The organism is Pseudomonas sp. RA_15y_Pfl2_54 (genome assembly GCF_963971015.1).
Lineage (GTDB): Bacteria > Pseudomonadota > Gammaproteobacteria > Pseudomonadales > Pseudomonadaceae > Aquipseudomonas > Aquipseudomonas baetica_A.
Genome location: NZ_CAXAPN010000040.1, coordinates 1 through 17,359 on the forward strand (window position 1 = coordinate 1; position 17,359 = coordinate 17,359).

16 protein-coding genes and 1 pseudogene are annotated in these 17,359 nt (G+C 58.4%); 13 read left to right on the forward strand and 4 right to left on the reverse strand.

Going from position 1 to position 17,359, the window contains the following annotated elements; all coding sequences use genetic code 11:
• Positions 1-351: 351 nt before the first annotated feature.
• A complete protein-coding gene (locus AACY50_RS24700; protein ID WP_339433766.1) occupies positions 352-1,419 on the forward strand; it encodes an ArsO family NAD(P)H-dependent flavin-containing monooxygenase in 1,068 nt (355 codons plus the stop codon).
• A gap of 28 nt (positions 1,420-1,447) precedes the next feature.
• On the opposite strand, the gene AACY50_RS24705 is transcribed toward AACY50_RS24700, so the two are convergent.
• The gene (locus AACY50_RS24705) at positions 1,448-2,686 is read right to left on the reverse strand and encodes an MgtC/SapB family protein (protein WP_339539290.1); all 1,239 of its coding nucleotides are present in this window, start codon (positions 2,684-2,686) and stop codon (positions 1,448-1,450) included.
• 390 nt (positions 2,687-3,076) lie between these two features.
• On the opposite strand from AACY50_RS24705, the gene AACY50_RS24710 reads away from it, so the two are divergent.
• The 3 genes from AACY50_RS24710 (at position 3,077) to AACY50_RS24720 (ending at position 5,040) form a co-directional block, all read left to right on the forward strand.
• Positions 3,077-3,286, forward strand: coding sequence for a tautomerase family protein (locus AACY50_RS24710; protein WP_339466394.1), 210 nt, complete (start codon positions 3,077-3,079; stop codon positions 3,284-3,286).
• Positions 3,287-3,308: 22 nt separating this feature from the next.
• On the forward strand, positions 3,309-4,019 hold the full coding sequence (locus AACY50_RS24715; protein WP_339466396.1) for an SDR family NAD(P)-dependent oxidoreductase: 711 nt from the start codon (positions 3,309-3,311) through the stop codon (positions 4,017-4,019).
• Positions 4,020-4,116: 97 nt separating this feature from the next.
• Positions 4,117-5,040 carry a LysR family transcriptional regulator gene (locus tag AACY50_RS24720; RefSeq protein WP_339466398.1) on the forward strand — a complete coding sequence of 308 codons (924 nt, stop codon included), beginning with the start codon at positions 4,117-4,119 and terminating at the stop codon, positions 5,038-5,040.
• Positions 5,041-5,072: 32 nt separating this feature from the next.
• Here AACY50_RS24720 and AACY50_RS24725 read toward each other — a convergent pair whose 3' ends face one another.
• Complete coding sequence (locus AACY50_RS24725) at positions 5,073-7,199, reverse strand: TonB-dependent siderophore receptor (protein WP_339539291.1); 2,127 nt, start codon at positions 7,197-7,199, stop codon at positions 5,073-5,075.
• 180 nt (positions 7,200-7,379) lie between these two features.
• Complete coding sequence (locus AACY50_RS24730) at positions 7,380-7,964, reverse strand: TetR/AcrR family transcriptional regulator (RefSeq protein ID WP_339433763.1); 585 nt, start codon at positions 7,962-7,964, stop codon at positions 7,380-7,382.
• Positions 7,965-8,173: 209 nt separating this feature from the next.
• On the opposite strand from AACY50_RS24730, the gene AACY50_RS24735 reads away from it, so the two are divergent.
• From AACY50_RS24735 to AACY50_RS24775, 9 genes and pseudogenes are all read left to right on the forward strand, one after another.
• A complete protein-coding gene (locus tag AACY50_RS24735) occupies positions 8,174-8,851 on the forward strand; it encodes a type 1 glutamine amidotransferase domain-containing protein (RefSeq protein ID WP_339433762.1) in 678 nt (225 codons plus the stop codon).
• Between the two features lie 115 nt (positions 8,852-8,966).
• On the forward strand, positions 8,967-10,091 hold the full coding sequence (locus AACY50_RS24740) for an alkene reductase (protein WP_339433761.1): 1,125 nt from the start codon (positions 8,967-8,969) through the stop codon (positions 10,089-10,091).
• A 186-nt stretch (positions 10,092-10,277) separates the two neighbouring features.
• Positions 10,278-10,727: a thiol-disulfide oxidoreductase DCC family protein gene (locus tag AACY50_RS24745; RefSeq protein WP_339433760.1), complete on the forward strand. Its 450-nt coding sequence runs from the start codon at positions 10,278-10,280 to the stop codon at positions 10,725-10,727.
• On the forward strand, positions 10,724-11,278 hold the full coding sequence (gene folE, locus AACY50_RS24750) for a GTP cyclohydrolase I FolE (RefSeq protein WP_339433759.1): 555 nt from the start codon (positions 10,724-10,726) through the stop codon (positions 11,276-11,278). Before AACY50_RS24745 ends, folE begins: the two co-directional genes overlap by 4 nt.
• Positions 11,279-11,403: 125 nt before the next feature.
• Positions 11,404-11,946, forward strand: a complete 543-nt coding sequence (locus AACY50_RS24755; protein WP_339433758.1) for a DUF3833 domain-containing protein — start codon at positions 11,404-11,406, stop codon at positions 11,944-11,946.
• Positions 11,943-12,311 (forward strand): annotated as a pseudogene (locus tag AACY50_RS24760) (short-chain dehydrogenase); the annotation flags it as partial. The gene AACY50_RS24755 and the pseudogene AACY50_RS24760, both read left to right, overlap by 4 nt.
• 40 nt (positions 12,312-12,351) lie before the next feature.
• Positions 12,352-12,657, forward strand: coding sequence for a DUF6482 family protein (locus AACY50_RS24765; RefSeq protein ID WP_339466406.1), 306 nt, complete (start codon positions 12,352-12,354; stop codon positions 12,655-12,657).
• A 25-nt stretch (positions 12,658-12,682) separates the two neighbouring features.
• Positions 12,683-14,221, forward strand: coding sequence for a cryptochrome/photolyase family protein (locus AACY50_RS24770; protein ID WP_339539292.1), 1,539 nt, complete (start codon positions 12,683-12,685; stop codon positions 14,219-14,221).
• A gap of 124 nt (positions 14,222-14,345) precedes the next feature.
• Positions 14,346-16,517, forward strand: coding sequence for an ATP-binding protein (locus AACY50_RS24775; RefSeq protein WP_339539293.1), 2,172 nt, complete (start codon positions 14,346-14,348; stop codon positions 16,515-16,517).
• A 95-nt stretch (positions 16,518-16,612) separates the two neighbouring features.
• On the opposite strand, the gene ycaC is transcribed toward AACY50_RS24775, so the two are convergent.
• Positions 16,613-17,245, reverse strand: a complete 633-nt coding sequence (gene ycaC / locus AACY50_RS24780; RefSeq protein ID WP_339433754.1) for an isochorismate family cysteine hydrolase YcaC — start codon at positions 17,243-17,245, stop codon at positions 16,613-16,615.
• Between the last annotated feature and the right edge of the window lie 114 nt (positions 17,246-17,359).

The following is a 17,359-nucleotide window of genomic DNA, read 5'->3' on the forward strand; positions in this document are numbered from 1 at the left end:
GCTGCACCTGATCGGGTTTTTGACTGTTTTTCGTGCGGATTTGAGGTCTGAAGTGCGCAACTTCTTGCGCAGTACTGCGCAACTTCTTGCGCACTCGTCTGTACAGAACGGATTACGTGGGCTGTAGAGATGTGTCCACACGGTTATCCACATTTGAGTGCGCAAGAAGTTGCGCACTTCAATCATTCTGGATTTTCCGCTCAGTTGTCTCCCCCGCAGGAGTCACACCTCCTACTTACGACCATCGGCCTCGTTTTTGTCTCCGATGTGCGCATCCCTTGAGAAACGTCAACAACACCGCGATTCGGATGGGTTAACGTAGCCAGACTCTCGCCGACTTGAGGATTGCACATGCTTGCCAACCGCCCTGAAGTGGATGTCGCGATTATCGGCGGAGGCCAGTCCGCACTTGCCGTCGCTTACTTTCTGCGCCGAACCGGACGTTCCTTTGTCATCATCGACGCTGAAGACGCGCCGGGCGGCGCCTGGCGGCATGGCTGGGACTCGTTACGACTGTTTTCACCCTCGACCTGGAGTTCCATCGCTGGCTGGATGATGCCGCCGGTCACGGACGGTTATCCGAGCCGCGACCACGTACTGGATTATCTGCGCCAGTATGAGCAACGCTACCAATTCCCTACCGAACGCCCCTTTTGGGTAAACGCCGTTGAGCGCTGGGCCGATCGCCTCCACGTAAAGGCCCAGGGCCGCAGTTGGCTGGCGCGCGCGGTCGTCAGCGCAACGGGCACCTGGCGTCATCCCTACGTGCCACATTACCCCGGCAGTGAGACCTTTACCGGCCAACAACTGCATTCGGCTCACTACGTTGACGCCAAGCCATTCGCCGGAAAAAAAGTTCTGGTGGTGGGTGGTGGCAACTCCGGCGCACAGATCCTCGCGGAAGTGTCCCTGGTGGCCGACACCATATGGATCACCCAGCAGCCCCCGCAATTTCTGGCTGATGACGTCGATGGACGGGTGCTGTTCGAGCGCGCCACAGAACGCTGGAAAGCCCAACTCGCGGGCATCGTCGTGGAGCAACCGGTGGGTGGCTTGGGTGACATTGTGATGGTGCCGCCAGTCGTCGAAGCCCGGGAGCGCGGCGTACTGCACGCGGTTCGGCCTTTCCTGGGATTCACCGAAACCGGCGTGACGTGGGCTGATGGCTCGCAAACACCGGTCGATGCGGTGATCTGGTGCACCGGTTTCCGCCCTGCCCTCGGCTATCTGGAGTCACTGGGCGTCTGTACCGCCGACGGGCGTGTGGCCGTCGAAGGCACGCGTTCGATCCAGGAGCCGCGCTTGTGGTTGGTGGGTTACGGAGACTGGACAGGCGCCGCATCCGCGACACTGATCGGTGTCACCCGTACGGCGCGCAGTACCGTTGAGGAGATTGAGGGATTTTTAATGGAGCAGTGAATCGCCCCGCTTACGACGCGAGGCGTTGTCATTGCAGCCAGACACCCGCCCACATCGCCAGCGTCAACCCTGCCTGGCCGGGAATCACATACGCGGCGAACCGTCGGCCGCCACTGACCCACGCCACCACACACTTGCTCACCGAGTTGCTACTGACAGCGATCAGCGCAGGGCCAGCAATGGCCTCAAGCGGCAACTGGCCGGATTCGGCCAACGCGGCGATTGATGCCGTTGAAGCGTGTGCGTCAGCGAAACCGGTAAACGTGGCCGTCAACATCACACCCACCTCACCAAAGAGGTTGAGCATGACCGACGACAACAAGGTGATGCCCGTCAGGGTCAACGTCACGACCAAGGCCAGCTTGAGGTTAAACGCACCTCCAACCTTGATCGGTTGGTTGGCGCGGGCGTCAGGCCTGGGAAACATCAGGCACACGCCGTACAACGCTGTGGCGGCGAAACCGCCTAACAGCGGCGCCCACATGTGACGTAACAGAGCGGTGTCGACCGCCGCCAGGATCAAACCGACCTGAACGACAGTGGCCAGATTGGACAAAATCGCGGCCGCCGCCAGGACTTTGATGTTTTGCGGCTCCGTGGTGACCAGGTGTCCCATGGAGGCGATGGTCACGGTGCTGGAAGCAAATCCGGAGGCGATGGCACTGACCGCGTAGCCGTAATGGGTGCCCAGGTTACGCACGGCTATATGACCCAAGGCCCCGACCGCCATCAGCATCACGGTCAGGGTACAAATGGTGCGCAGATTGATCGCGCCGTAGGGGCCGATGAAACGGTCCGGAGCCAAAGGCAGAACCACCAGTGCGACGACCAAAAGCACCAGACCATCGCGCATTTCTGCTTCGGTCAACTGGCTGTTGGCGAAGTAATGCAATTTCTGGCGGTACGTCAGCAGCCCCGCGATCACCACGCCTATGGCAATGGCCAGTTCCGGCGCGGTGCCACACAAGGCCCCCAATATCAACACCGCGAGCAACGCCACTTCACTGGTCACGCCCGGGTCGTCGCTCAGGCTGCGCCAGTACGCCACGGTGATCAGCAGAGCTAAACAGATCGCCACGATCCCTAGCAGCAGACCACCACCGACCTGCATCGCCACGTACCCCAGCAACGCCGTAATGGCGAACGTGCGCAAGCCGGCGAAGGCTCGGCTGGCCCCTTCGCCCTTGTGCCGTTCGCGCTCCAGACCGACGAGCATGCCGATCCCCAGCGCTGCCGCCGCACCGGTCATGCCAAGGGTTTCATTCATAGCGTCCCCGTCCGAGTGAGTATTGAGCCCTTTCAATCCGGTAGCACACCCCCGCGCGTCGTTTCGTTGCAGGGTGCAGCATTTCGCAGCGAACTATCGAGGGAATATGCCCATGTGCATTCGCCTGAGTTCAGCATGGACCCAAGACTGCGCCAGTGCGAAGGACGAAAGGTTGATGACGGTCAACCGTTGGGAGATGAAAGCGCAGTACCTCTTCGCGCAGCGATGGTACTGCCCGTTATCCACTTGTTTGCACGGATTGTTTCGATTCGATACATGGCATCACAAATAAAGTACCTGAAGTCGTATTTATCAATTTCCGGCAACTTCTTAAAGTCCTCGCCAACAGCAACCCTTCATGCCGAGGGGTCAGCGACGGGAGATAGCCAAATGCCTTTCATCAGCGTGCGCATTACTCGTGACGGCGTCACGAAGGAACAGAAAGCCCAAGTGATCAAGGAAATCACTCAAACGATGGAACGGGTTCTGAACAAGGATCCGAAACTCACGCACATCGTGATCGAGGAAGTTGAAACGGATAACTGGGGTTATGCGGGCATGACGACCACGCAGTACCGCAAACAGTTGTCGAGCAACTAACGTCTATCAATGAGGAATCATCATGACCATGTCCAATAAAGTAGCCGTGATCACTGGCGCATCCCAAGGCATTGGCGCAGGCCTGGTTAAAGCTTTTCGGGATAGCGGGTACCTGGTTGTCGCAACGTCCCGTTCAATCAAACCTTCGGCAGATCCGGATATTCTGACTGTCGCTGGCGACATTGCCGATCCTCACACCGCCGAGCGGGTTATCCACGAAGCCATCGCACGCTTTGGCCGGATCGATACGCTGGTCAACAATGCCGGCATCTTTGTTGCCAAACCGTTTACCGATTACAGCAAAGAAGATTACGCACAGGTCGTGGCCACCAACATGAGCGGCTTCTTTCACATCTCTCAACTGGCCATCGCGCAGATGGAGAAGCACGGCAGCGGACACATCGTCAGCGTCACCACCAGCCTGGTCGACCATGCTATCGACGGTGTACCGTCGGTGCTCGCGTCACTGACCAAGGGCGGCATCAACGCCGCAACCAAGTCGCTGGCCATCGAGTACGCCAAACGCGGCATTCGCGTCAACGCGGTTTCACCCGGCATCATCAAAACGCCCATGCATGGCGTGGAGACTCACGAAGCACTCGGCAAGCTGCATCCCATGGGCCAGATGGGTGAAATCGATGACATCGTTCAAGCGATTCTTTATCTGGACAGCGCGAACTTCGTCACAGGCGAGATCCTGCATGTCGACGGCGGCCAGAGCGCCGGCCATTGATCGATGCCCTGCTTCACCGCCGGTGTGTACCGGCGGTGTCGTTTCATGTGTTAAACATCAGGATGAAAATGTCACTTGATCTTCGGTGCAAGCACTTATGAAGCGACACTTTGATGATTTGCAGTTGGGCAGTATCGAACTGTTTTGCCTCGCCGCCGAGGCAGGCAGTTTCACGGCTGCCGCCCAACTCGCCGGGGTGACACCGGCAGCGGTGAGCCGATCGATTCTTCGTCTGGAGAAAAGACTGGGTTCCCGACTGTTTGCGAGAACGACGCGCAGCATTCGATTGACCGAGGCGGGAACAAAATTCTTCGAACAATGCCGTCAGGCTTTGACCCAACTGGTTGAAGCCCAACAAGAAGTCATGGGCGCGCAGACAACACCTTCAGGGCGTTTGCGCATCAGTCTTCCGACAACTTACGGGCATCACCGCATTCTGCCGCTGCTACCCGAATTTCGAGCGCTCTACCCAGAAGTCACCGTGGATATTCACTTGGGCAACCGCAATATCGACTTCGTCTCGGAAGGCTACGATTTGGCGATTCGAGTGCGGACACAAGCGGACTCGACCCTGGTTGCGCGCCTGCTCGAGGACGCGAAGCTGGTGGTGGTCGCCTCTCCCGGATACCTGCACAAGGCTGGTATACCCCAGACCCTGGCAGATCTGGATCAGCACGAGTGCATCCAGTTCGAACTGCCCAGTAGCGGGCGACGAATTTCCTGGCTGTTCCAGGAAAACGGCAAGGATCGCGAGATTTTCACTGCCGGTGGCTATTGCTGCTCCGACGATGTGCTCGGCGGCGTGACGCTGGCACGGCACGGTGCGGGACTCTTTCAGACCTACGCATTCATCGTCGAACAGCAACTGGCAGACGGCAGTCTCGTCGAGATCCTTCAGTCTTACAGTGGTTGCTCAAGGCCTTACACCTTGCTATACCCGCACGGTCGCCATGTACCGCGGCGCGTGCGGGCTTTCGTCGATTTTCTCCTGCTATATCGAGACAAGTGGGCGGGGCGTTAGAGAGCGGTCCACCGAGTCAGAACGACCACGCGCTACAAGGTATAGGCGATCCCGACTTGCACCGTTCGTGGCGCCCCCGGATAGGCGTAGACGTTGCCGAACGCGCCCTCTTCGTAATCGCGGTCAAACAGGTTCTTCACGTCGAGGTTGAGCCGCACCTTGTCATTGACTTTGTAGTAGCCGAGCAAATCGACAACGGTGTAGCTGTCCATCGAGAAAGCGGTGTTGGCGGTTTGTCCGGCGCGCTCATCGACGTACTTGAGCCCCGTTCCCAGACCCAGCCCTTTGAGGGCACCGTCCTGGAATTCATAAACGTTGAGCAGGCTGAAGCTGTTTTTCGGGATGTTCACCAGTCGTGTACCGGAACGAATCACGTTGTCCTTGGTCACCTCGGCATCAACATAGGCATATCCGCCGATGACACGCCATTCGGGGGTCAGGTTGCCGGCGACGTTCACGTCCAGGCCACGGCTACGCACTTGGCCGGCGGCCACACTGAACGTCGAGTCCACAGGGTCGGTGGTCAACACGTTGCGTTTCTCGATCTGATAGATCGCCGCATCGACGCTCAACTGCTGCTCCAGTGCCTCCCACTTCAACCCGATTTCATAGGACTTGCCTTTCTCCGGCTCAAAGCCACCACCCTGTCGACTGGCGCCGGTGTTGGGTTTGAACGAGCGCGCAGTGTCCGCGTAGACCGCAACGGTGTCGGTCAGGTCGTAGGTCAAACCGATGCGCGGCGTCACCGCGTTTTCACTGGCCTGCCAGCTTTTAGCGCCGGGCACATAGGTTTCGTAGTCGTGTTCGAAACGCTCGAAACGCGCCCCGGCCAGTACCTTGAGTCGTTCGGTCAGTGCCACTTGGTCCTGCACAAACGCGGCGTAGGTCTTGAGGTTTTCTTTGTCGTGGGTCGGGGTTCGGGTCAACGCCGGGCGCGGCTGGCCGTAGTCAGGATTGAAGATGTCGATCGCATAGGCACCCACTGCGCCACTGGAGCGCTGGATGATCGAATTGTAGTCGTAGTCTTCGTATTCGATGCCGGTCAGCAACGTGTGCTGCAAACCACCGGTGGTGAAGTGGCCGGTCAGGTTGAGCTGGGTGTCCTTGTCTGTCCACTCCAGCTTGCGGTAGTTGAAATTGCGCCCCAGGGTTCGACCGTCAGCTGCAATGCCATTGGCCTCGATCGCATTGCCCTGCAACGTACCCTCCAGCCACTGGAAGCCCCCGCCCAACGTCCAGTCGTCGTTGAGAATGTGTTCGAAACGCAGTTGCGCCATGTTGTTATCGTTGTGCAACTTGCCGGCGTCTTTTTCGCCAAAGAACGTGTCGCGCGACGCGGTGCCGATTTGCCTGGCGTAGCGCGTTACGCCACGATCCAGCGGATGATTGTTGCGCATGAAATCGCCTTCGAAAATCACCCGCGTCGCATCGGTCGCCTGCCAGGTGAGAACCGGCGTCACACCATAGCGCTCGGTTTCAACGTGATCACGGAACGTATCGCCACCCTCGCCTACTACATTGAGCCGATAGGCCAGTCGCCCCTCTTCATCCAGCGGACCGGAAGCGTCCAGCGTGCCGCGCTTCATGCCTTGGTCATTCAACTGGCTACCCAATGTGACCGTGGGCTCGGCGAGCGGCTGCTTGGAAACGATATTGAACGTACCGCCAGGATCGCCTCGGCCATACAGCATGGTTGCCGGCCCGCGAAGAACCTCCAGACGCTCGATAATGTTGGCATCCGGCATGTTCGGATAACCGCGATTGATCGGGAAACCATTGCGATAGAACTCACCGGTGGTAAAACCGCGCACCGTAAACGTGGTCAGACCCTGGCCACCAAAATTGTTCGCCCGCCCTACGCCGCCGGCGTAATCCAATGCGTCTTGCAGACGGGTGGCGCCGATGTCTTCAACGGCGTCCTTCGACACCACGCTGATGGATTGCGGTATGTCATGAATCGAGGTGTCGGTACGCGTGGCACTGGCGGAACGCGTTGCGCGATAACCCTGTACCGGGCCGTCTGCCCGCTCGTAATCTGCCGTGCCAACCACGTCGGTTGCCTCCAGCTCAAGCGCTGAAGCGCCGGAATTGGCTTGCTCAGCCCAGGAATAAGGGGACAACGCCTGCAGCACACAGATGGAAAGCAGAGTTCGACGCATGAGGAAAACCTTACGGATAGGCAAAAACGAAGGGCAAAACGGCCAGCAAACCGCGACGCATGGTATACCGGAAATTCTGCAATTGAAACGTATTCCCATTCGCTTATGCGCGTAATTTCACCTCGCCAAAAGCACACAACGTTCTAACGTTCTTCGCCAGCATCCCTCAGGTTGCCGATGTCAACTACCGAGCAACTGCCTGGTGGTCGCCATCGAGGTGTTCAACGATTGCCCCGTCCGTTGCAGTTTGTTCAGCAAACTGGCCCCCAACCACAGTTGATACAGCGTTTCCGCCAACTGACGCGCATCGCCCTCAGGCAGGCTCTGTTCGGCCTGGCCCTGCTCGATGCACAGGGTAATGCGCGCCACCACTTGCTCGGCGCCATCACGCAGCGTCAGGCGCATCGACTCGGACAGATCGGCAACCTCCGCACTGAGTTTTACCACCAGACACTCGTCGCCGTGCCCTTCGAGGGTGCAGCGATTCTGCCAGCCCTGCCAGTAATCCATCAGCCGTTCATAGGCACTCAGGCCCGGCAGTGTCAGGCGCCGCTCCATATCGGCCAGGTAGCCGACAAAGTAGTCCTCAAGCAGCGCCTGGCCGTAGAGTTCCTTGGATTTGAAGTAGTGATAGAACGAGCCCTTGGGCACGCCTGCGGTTTGCAGGATTTCGTTGAGGCCAACGCTGGTGAAGCCCTTCTCGGCCATCATCCGGTGGCCGGTATCGAGCAAATGCTGGCGGGTGTCGTCGTAGGTCGGTTTCATGGGGCGCAAATTACCAAACAATAGACCAGTCGTATATTTCACGGAGGCGAGAGTTTGCCATACCCGAGCGATAAAAACCCATGGCAAAAAAAACACTAGACGACTGGTCTAATTGAAACCTATGCTGTGCCCCGACAAACATCAACGGGTGTCCACAACGTGCGAATCCGTCGCGCTTCGATAACACCTGATCAACGCAAGGGTGCTTTATGAAAATCCTGATGGTTCTGACTTCCCACGATCAACTTGGCACTACTGGTAAGAAGACCGGCTTCTGGCTCGAAGAGTTCGCCGCGCCCTACTACGCCTTCAAAGATGCCGGCGCTCAGATCACCGTGGTTTCACCCGCTGGCGGCCAGCCGCCGCTTGATCCGAAAAGTGATGAGCCTGATGCACAAACGGCTGAAACCGAGCGTTTTCGCAATGACCCGGCCACTCAACAGGTTCTGGCCAACACCGGGCGCCTGGCCGATGTCAGCGCTGATGATTTCGATGCCGTGTTCTACCCAGGTGGCCACGGCCCGCTCTGGGATCTGGCCGAAGACAAACACTCGATCGCGTTGATCGAAGCCTTCGACCGCAGCAACAAACCCCATGGTTTTGTCTGCCACGCACCTGGCGTGCTGCGTCACGTCGTTGCCGCGGATGGCAAACCGCTGATCCAGAATCGCGAAGTGACCGGTTTCACCAATTCCGAAGAAGCCGCGGTCGGCCTGACGGATGTGGTGCCGTTCTTGATCGAAGACGAGTTTCAGCGTCTGGGCGGGCGCTACACCAAAGCCGCCGACTGGCAGGTGTATGTGGTGGCTGATGGGCAACTGGTCACCGGGCAGAATCCGGCCAGCTCCGCTGCTGTGGCCGAGAAACTGCTGAAAATGCTCGGCTGATTCTTTTACAGATCCGAACACCGTGTGCGTGATGCACGGTGTTTTTTTTCATTCACCCAATAGTCGACTGGTCTAATAAGCGATCGGATCGCACTCATTTATCAAGGTCACCTCCATGCACCACAGCAGTTTCTTCACGCCCGCCACACTGGGCCTTCACACCCTGAAAAACCGCATCGTCCTGCCACCGCTCACCCGCCAGCGCAGTACCCAACCGGGCAACGTCGCCAATGAATTGATGGCCGAGTATTACCAACAGCGTGCCGGGGCTGGTTTGCTCGTCACCGAAGGCACCCAGATCGAACCCCGTGGTCAGGGTTATGCCTGGACACCGGGTATCCATACCGCCGAGCAAATCGCCGGGTGGCGCAAAGTCACCGAAGCCGTGCATGCCCGTGACGGCGTGATTTTCGCCCAACTCTGGCACGTCGGTCGCGTTTCCCACATCGCGTTGCAGCCCAACGGTGATGCGCCGGTATCAGCCTCCGCCGTGGCCACTGACCGGGTCAGTGTGTTCATCGAAACCACGCCTGGCGCCGGCGAACTGGTGGCGCCGTCTACCCCGCGCGCCCTGACCACCGACGAAGTCCAGGAGCTCGTGCAGCTCTACATCCAGGCGGCGCGTAATGCGATGCAAGCCGGATTCGACGGTATCGAACTGCACTGCGCCAATGGTTATCTGGTCAACCAGTTCATCTCCGCCCATAGCAACCTGCGCACCGATCAGTACGGTGGTTCGCTGCACAACCGCCTGCGTTTTCTGCGTGAAGTGGTGTCCGGCGTCGCCGAGTGCATCGGCAAGGAAAAGGTTGGCGTGCGTTTCGCGCCATTGTTCACCACCACCGATGAAGCGCGGACTTACCTGGGCATGGTCGAGGAAGATCCACACACGACTTACATTGAGGCCATCAAGGTGCTGCAAGACGTGGGCATCGCTTATCTGTCCATCGCCGAAGCGGATTGGGACAATGCGCCAGCCATGCCAGAGACCTTTCGCCAGGCGGTGCGCGATACCTTCAGCGGCGCAATCATTTATGCCGGGCGTTACAACGCTGAGTCGGGTGCGAAATTGCTCGATTGCGGCCTGGCGGATTTTGTCGCCTTCGGCCGACCGTTCATGGCCAACCCGGACCTGCCTGCGCGAATCGCCAACGACTGGCCGTTGAATGCGTTGAACCCGGCCACGGTGTATGGCGGCAATGCCGAAGGGTATGTGGATTACCCGGCATACGTCGCCTGACGCAAGGATCTCGACAAAGTGCTCCCGCTCCTGCGGGAGTGCTGCGTTACGCCACCCAATCCGTCTCCCCCCCTCAGAGGCGACTGGATGTAACGTCTTCCCATCTTCACAAAAAGAACGACGCTCCATTGTCAGCTCGATTTTTTCGGCCTATCTTTGTAAAAAACCTATACAAGGCACGCCGCAATGTACAATTCAGAGCCGTGGCCATTAACGCTTTACTTTGACGGTGAATGCCCACTCTGTGCGCGAGAAATCAAGCTGTTGCGCCAACATGCGGTCGAAACACGACTGCGCTTCGTTGACCTTAGCCCTGAGGACTTCGATCCAGCCGCTCTGGGCTTCACGCTTACGCAAATGCAATCCTCACTGCATGCAAGATTCGACGATGGATGCTGGGTGAAAGGCCTCGACGCCACGCTATGGAGCTGGCGAGCCGCAGGGCTTGGGATCTGGGTTGCACCCCTGAGCTGGCGTTTGACCCGTCCTTTGTTTGCCATTGCATATCGCCTGTTCTGCCACTTGCGCCCTCACTTGGCGTGGCTGCCTCACCCTGACGGCAGCCGGCGTTGTCACGACGGCCACAGCAGTTGTCGCACTCTTATCCAGCCGCAACGCCGCGAGAAATCCGAATGACTCAATCATTAGCCAGTCACTACCGTGAAATTCTTCTCGGCGTCGGTGAAAACCCCGACCGCGAAGGACTTCGAGACACGCCCAAGCGCGCAGCCAAAGCCATGCAGTTCCTGTGCGACGGCTACACGATGAATCTCGAAGAAATCATCAATGGCGCGTTGTTCGAGTCACAGAACGATGAAATGGTCATCGTTCGCGACATTGAGCTCTACTCGTTGTGCGAACACCACATGCTGCCCTTCATCGGCAAGGCCCATGTGGCCTACATACCGACTGGCCGGGTCTTGGGGCTGTCGAAAGTGGCCCGAGTGGTCGACATGTTCGCGCGCCGCTTGCAGATCCAGGAAAACCTGACACGACAGATCGCCGACGCGATCCAGCAAATTACCGACGCGGCTGGTGTGGCCGTGGTCATTGAAGCCAGGCACATGTGCATGATGATGCGCGGTGTGGAAAAGCAGAATTCGGTCATGACGTCATCGGTCATGCTCGGTGCCTTTCGAAAGTCCTCCAGTACACGCCAGGAGTTCCTTCAACTGATCAGCCGATGACAGTGACTTTGTTGTCGGTTTGTCGAATCAAATGCGCCGACAAACCTGTACACGCATAGGTATCTGTACAAGCCTTTTCAAAGGGGTGTTCTCCACCTTCACCCGTGTCTTCAGGGAGTAAAGCAATGGCCCGTTTTTTGGTTGTACTGGCATTGGTGTTAAGCGTCACGAGCTGCGGCAGCGTCGATGTCGGTCGCTATGCCGACCAGCAACCGGCCCTGAACCTGGAGCATTTCTTCAGCAAACCTGTCAAAGCCTGGGGCATGTTTCAAAAGCGCTCAGGCGAGGTTGTCAAACGCTTTGAGGTCAATATCCAGAGTCATCGCCAGGGTCATGACCTGATTCTCGACGAGCGTTTCGTCTACAGCGATGGCACTCGCGAGCGGCGCGTCTGGACCCTGACGCCAGAAGGTGCAGGCCATTGGCGCGGTCGCGCTGGCGATGTCGTGGGCGAGGCCAAAGGTGAAGTGGCCGGCAACGCATTACGTTGGCGCTATGTCCTGAGCCTCCCGGTCGATGGCTCCGTTCATGAAGTGAACATGGACGACTGGATGTACCAGATGGACGAGGACACGCTGATCAATCGCACCCGCATGTCCAAGTTCGGTGTCGAGATCGGCCAGGTGACATTGTTCTTCCGCCGCCAGTCCGGGGGAGAAAACCAATGAGTGATTCGCTCACCATGACCTCCCTGGGCGACGGCTACCGCGCCCTGGTGATCGGCGCCAGCGGCGCACTCGGCACAGCCTTCTGTGAGTGGCTCAAACACGACCCACGGTGTGCAAGTGTGCGGGAACTGGGGCGCAAGACCGATCCCGCACTTGACCTGGAACAGCCGCAGACAATCGCCAGCGCCGCCGCCGAACTGGCCAAAGAAGCGCCGTACCAGTTGATCGTGCACGCTGCGGGCCTGCTACATCGCGACACCCTCAAACCGGAAAAAAGTTACAGCGCCATGGAAGACGCCGCGCTGCAGGCCGTTTTTCAAGTGAACACGCTGGGACCGGCGATGGTCTTGCGCCTTTCTTTGCCTACGACGGAGAACGCCTACCTTGGTAGGCAAGGAGTGATTCATGAATCTGCAAACCCTCACCGAGCACGCCGCCAACAGCGAAGTACGGGAACTGGAACTGCTGTCGCTCGAAGGTGGTTTCTATCTGGCACGCATCCGCATGGATCAAGGCCAATTCACCTTGCTGGACGATACCGCCAAACCCATGCGTCTACGTTCAATCACTCATCTGCGTGACTTGTTGCAAACCGTTCCGGCCTTTCCCTGCGTGTTGGTGCAGCAATGCGTGCACGACGAAATGTGCGGCCGGGACACAGGCCCTGTCGAGGAACTGCGCCTGCCTTTTTCGCTGACACCTCCTTTATGAACCGAACGCTGGTGGGCTGCCCCGAATGAACAAGGTCAATCGCCTGTGCCTGATCCTCGGCGATCAACTGTCGTTTGACCTGGCCTCATTGCAAGGGCTCGATCCCGAACGGGATGCGGTACTGATGGTCGAGGTGATGGAAGAAGCCAGCCATGTGCCTCATCATCCGCAGAAGATCGCGCTGATCTTCTGCGCCATGCGTCATTTCGCCCAGGCGCTGCAGGCCAGAGGCGTGCGTGTCGAGTACGTCACCCTTGATGCCCCGCACAACAGCGGATCGGTACCGGGGGAATTACGCCGCTGGCAGGACCTGCTACAAGCGGACGAACTGCACGTCACCGAATGCGGCGACTGGCGCCTCGAACAGTCTCTCAAGGAATGCGGCTCAGCCATTGACTGGCATGCCGACACGCGTTTTCTGTGCAGTCGCGCTGAGTTCAGCGCGTGGGCGGCCGGCAAAAAAAAGCTGCGCATGGAGTTTTTCTACCGCGAGATGCGCCGCAAGAGCGGTTTATTGATCAATGGCGACGGTACGCCGGTCGGTGGCGCGTGGAACTTTGACGCTGAAAACCGCAAAGCCTTGCCCAAAGGAGTGAAAGCGCCCTACCCGGCGCGGTTTTCCGGCGACGCCATCACTCGCGACGTGCTTGCACTGGTCAAAGAGCGCTTCAGCAGCCACTACGGCTCTCTGGACAATTTCAACTATCCGGTCACACATGCCGACGCCCAAGCCTTATGGGATTACTTTCTGGACTATGGTCTGGCCGGGTTCGGCGATTACCAGGATGCCATGGCCAGCGACGAACCCTTTGTGTTCCATGCGCGGATCAGCGCAGCGCTCAATATCGGTCTGTTGGATTTACGTCAACTGTGCAGCGACGTTGAGTCGGCTTACAGGTCTGGCCGCATCCCATTGAATGCAGCCGAGGGGTTCATTCGGCAATTGATCGGCTGGCGGGAATATGTGCGAGGGGTTTACTGGCTGAAGATGCCTGACTATGCCCAAGGTAATTCATTTGGTAACCACCGGGCCTTGCCGGCGTTCTACTGGACGGGCGAAACGCAGATGAACTGCATGCGCCAGGCAATCGGTCAAAGCCTCGAACATGCCTATGCCCACCACATCCAGAGGCTCATGGTCACGGGCAATTTTGCCTTGCTCACTGGCATCGCGCCGAGCCAGATCTGCGAGTGGTACCTGGCGATCTACATGGACGCGTTCGACTGGGTGGAACTGCCCAATACCCTGGGCATGGTCATGCACGCTGACGGTGGATATCTCGGCTCCAAGCCTTACTGCGCGAGTGGCCAGTACATCAATCGAATGTCTGACTACTGTCGCGGCTGTGCTTACAAAGTCAGCGAAAGCACGGCTGACAACGCCTGCCCTTTCAATGCGCTGTACTGGCATTTCCTGATGCGCCACGGCGATCTTCTACGCGGTAATCAGCGCATGAGCATGATGTACAGAAACCTCGACCGCATGCCGCAAGACAAGCAACAAGCGCTTTGGCAGCGGGGGCAGAAACTGCTCGACACACTGGATCGTGGCGAGCCGCTATAAAACCCGGCGTCCTTCCCCGTGCGGGTGCAACTTAAACACCCGGTGACAGGTCAATGTGAGGATTCCCGGTGTACGTTTGAGCCGCGTTGAATGAACTCACACAAAAATCAAGAAGGCCCCCTTGGTGGAAACTCTGAAGCAACTTACTCGCGAGGCGCTTGAGACAGAGGTCATGCGTCTGCGCCTGCTTCTGGAGAGCAGCGCAGCAGCATCACCGGATATGGCCGCCCAGCTTGCCGCCAGCCGAGCGGCGCTTGCCAGTAGCGAGGCGCGTTTCAGCACCATCCTGGAAACCATCGAGGCCGCGTTCGCGATCGTCAAAGTCAAATTCGACGCTGACGATCGCCCCGTCGATTACTACTTCGTCGAGGCCAACCCTGCGTTCGAACGTCAATGCGGCGTCAACCTGCGGGGTAAATGGGTGACCGAGTTCGCCCCCAACCTGGAGAGTTTCTGGTTCGAGACTTACGGGCACGTGGCCAAGACCGGCGAGCCGGCCAACTTCGAAAACTACGCCAATACCTTTGAACGCTGGTTCGATGTTCGCGCCGTGCGTGTCGGCGATCCTGCCGATCGACAAATCGCGATTTTCTTCAGCGACGTCACCCAACGCCGAGACGCCGAAGAGCGCCTGCGGATCAGCGAGGCGGTCGCGCGTGAAAACGTCGAGCGCGTGCAACTGGCCCTCGCCGCCGGGGCCATTATTGGCACCTGGCATTGGGACTTGCCGACAGATTGCTTCACCATGGATGAGTCCTTTGCCAGGATTTTTGACCTTGATCCCGCGTTGGGCCGCACCGGTCTGAGCCTGGAGCAAGTCGTGATGACCGTACACCCCGATGACCGGGACGGGCTTACGGCCGCGATCAACGAAGCAATTGCCCGCGGCGGCGCCTACTCCCATCAGTATCGTGTGCGCCGCGCAGACGGAACATACAACTGGATCGAGGCCAACGGACGCGTCGAGTGCGCCGATGACGGCACCCCGCTGCGATTTCCCGGCGTACTCATCGATGTTGAGGAACGACGCAACGTCGAGGCCGAACGCGACCGGGCCAACGCCGCGTTGCGCGCGCTCAACGACACACTGGAACAACGCGTATCGACGCGCACAGCCGAACTCATGCAAACCGAGGAAAAACTGCGCCAGTCGCAGAAGATGGAAGCGGTCGGACAACTGACCGGGGGCTTGGCCCATGATTTCAACAACCTGCTGGCCGGCATCTCGGCGGCGTTGGAATTAATGGGAAAGCGCATCGCCCAAGGCCGTCTGAAAGACGTCGATAAGTACATGGTCACCGCCCAAGGCGCCACCAAACGTGCGGCGGCCCTGACCCATCGATTGCTGGCCTTCTCGCGACGCCAGACGCTTGATCCACGGCCGACGGATGTCAATTCCCTGATCCTCGGCATGACCGAGTTGATCCAGCGCACCGTCGGCCCCGCCATCCGCTTGAAGACTGTCGCGGCGCCCGAACTCTGGCCGACCCTGGTCGATGCCAGTCAACTGGAAAACGCACTGCTGAATCTGTGCATCAACGCCCGCGATGCGATGCCTGATGGCGGGCGTATCACGGTCGAGACGGCCAATCGCACAATGGACTCGGCGTCGGCCCGCGCGCAGGACATGCCCGAAGGCGAGTACTTGTCCCTGTGTGTCACTGATACCGGCACAGGCATGACGCCCGAGGTCATCGCCAAAGCCTTCGACCCGTTTTTTACCACCAAGCCTTTGGGCCAGGGCACCGGCCTGGGGCTGTCGATGATCTACGGATTCACCAAGCAATCCGGCGGTCAGGTGCGGGTACATTCACAAGAGGGCCAAGGCACCACGATGAGTCTCTACCTGCCAAGGTACTGTGGCGAAACGCGGGCAAATCAGGATGCCACGCGCAACGCGACAACGCCTCTTGCCAAGTCAGGCGGGACAATTCTGATTGTCGACGACGAACCCTCCGTGCGCATGTTGCTTTGCGACGTGCTGGGCGAACTCGGTTATAACCTGCTGGAAGCCGCCGACAGCGTCGAAGGACTCGAAGCATTACGCTCCACTGCGAAAATCGACTTGCTCATCACCGATGTCGGATTACCGGGTGGCATGAACGGACGACAGGTGGCCGATGCGGGCCGGGCAATGAGGCCTGAACTGAAAACCTTGTTCATCACCGGCTATGCCGAAAATGCCGTCATTGGCAACAGTCAACTCGGGCCGGGAATGCAGGTGTTGACCAAGCCGTTTGCGATCGACACCCTCGTTTCGCGCGTCGTTAGCCTGATGTCGGCTAACGTTGAATGAAGCTGTCGCGAACATTCTTCTGAAGTGCCGCAATAATTTGTTGCGACGTAAAAAGCCTGCTTTTCAGGGCAGGCTTTTCGTGTGACGCGGCTCGCTTACTTCTGTTGAGCCGTCAGCGCCGCATAGCCATTCATCAAATTGCGGTAGTTCGGAATCCGCTGCGACAGCAAATGACCCAGGCCTTCAATGTCGTTGCGCCAGTCGCGGTGAAGCTCACAGGCCACCGAGAACCAGTTCATCATCTGCGCACCGGCCTGGGTCATGCGACTCCACGCGGCTTGTTGCACGGTGGTGTTGAACGTGCCGGACGCATCAGTCACCACGAACACATCAAACCCCTCCGCCAGCGCCGACAGGGTCGGAAACGCGACGCACACATCCGTCACGACACCGGCGATGATGATCTGTTTGCGACCGGTAGCTTTGATTGCTTTGACGAAGTCTTCGTTGTCCCAGGCGTTGATCTGCCCTGGACGAGCGATGTAAGGCGCATCAGGGAACATCTCTTTCAACTCCGGTACCAGCGGACCGTTCGGGCCTTGCTCGAAACTGGTGGTGAGGATGGTCGGCAACTGGAAGAACTTCGCCAGATCGGCCAGCGCCAGCACGTTGTTCTTGAACTCGTTCGGCGAGAAGTCCTGCACCAGAGAAATCAAACCGGTCTGGTGATCAACCAGTAGCACTACGGCGTCGTCTTTGTTGAGGCGGTTGTAGGTTGGAGTGTTCATCTGTGCATTCCTTTTTAGTTGTGGGGGTTCTTGTTGCGTTCAAGATGGGCACAGATTACTGACGCACCGTGGCGAGATAAATCGGCTGAAAAGCGTTTAACTGTCAACTCAGAA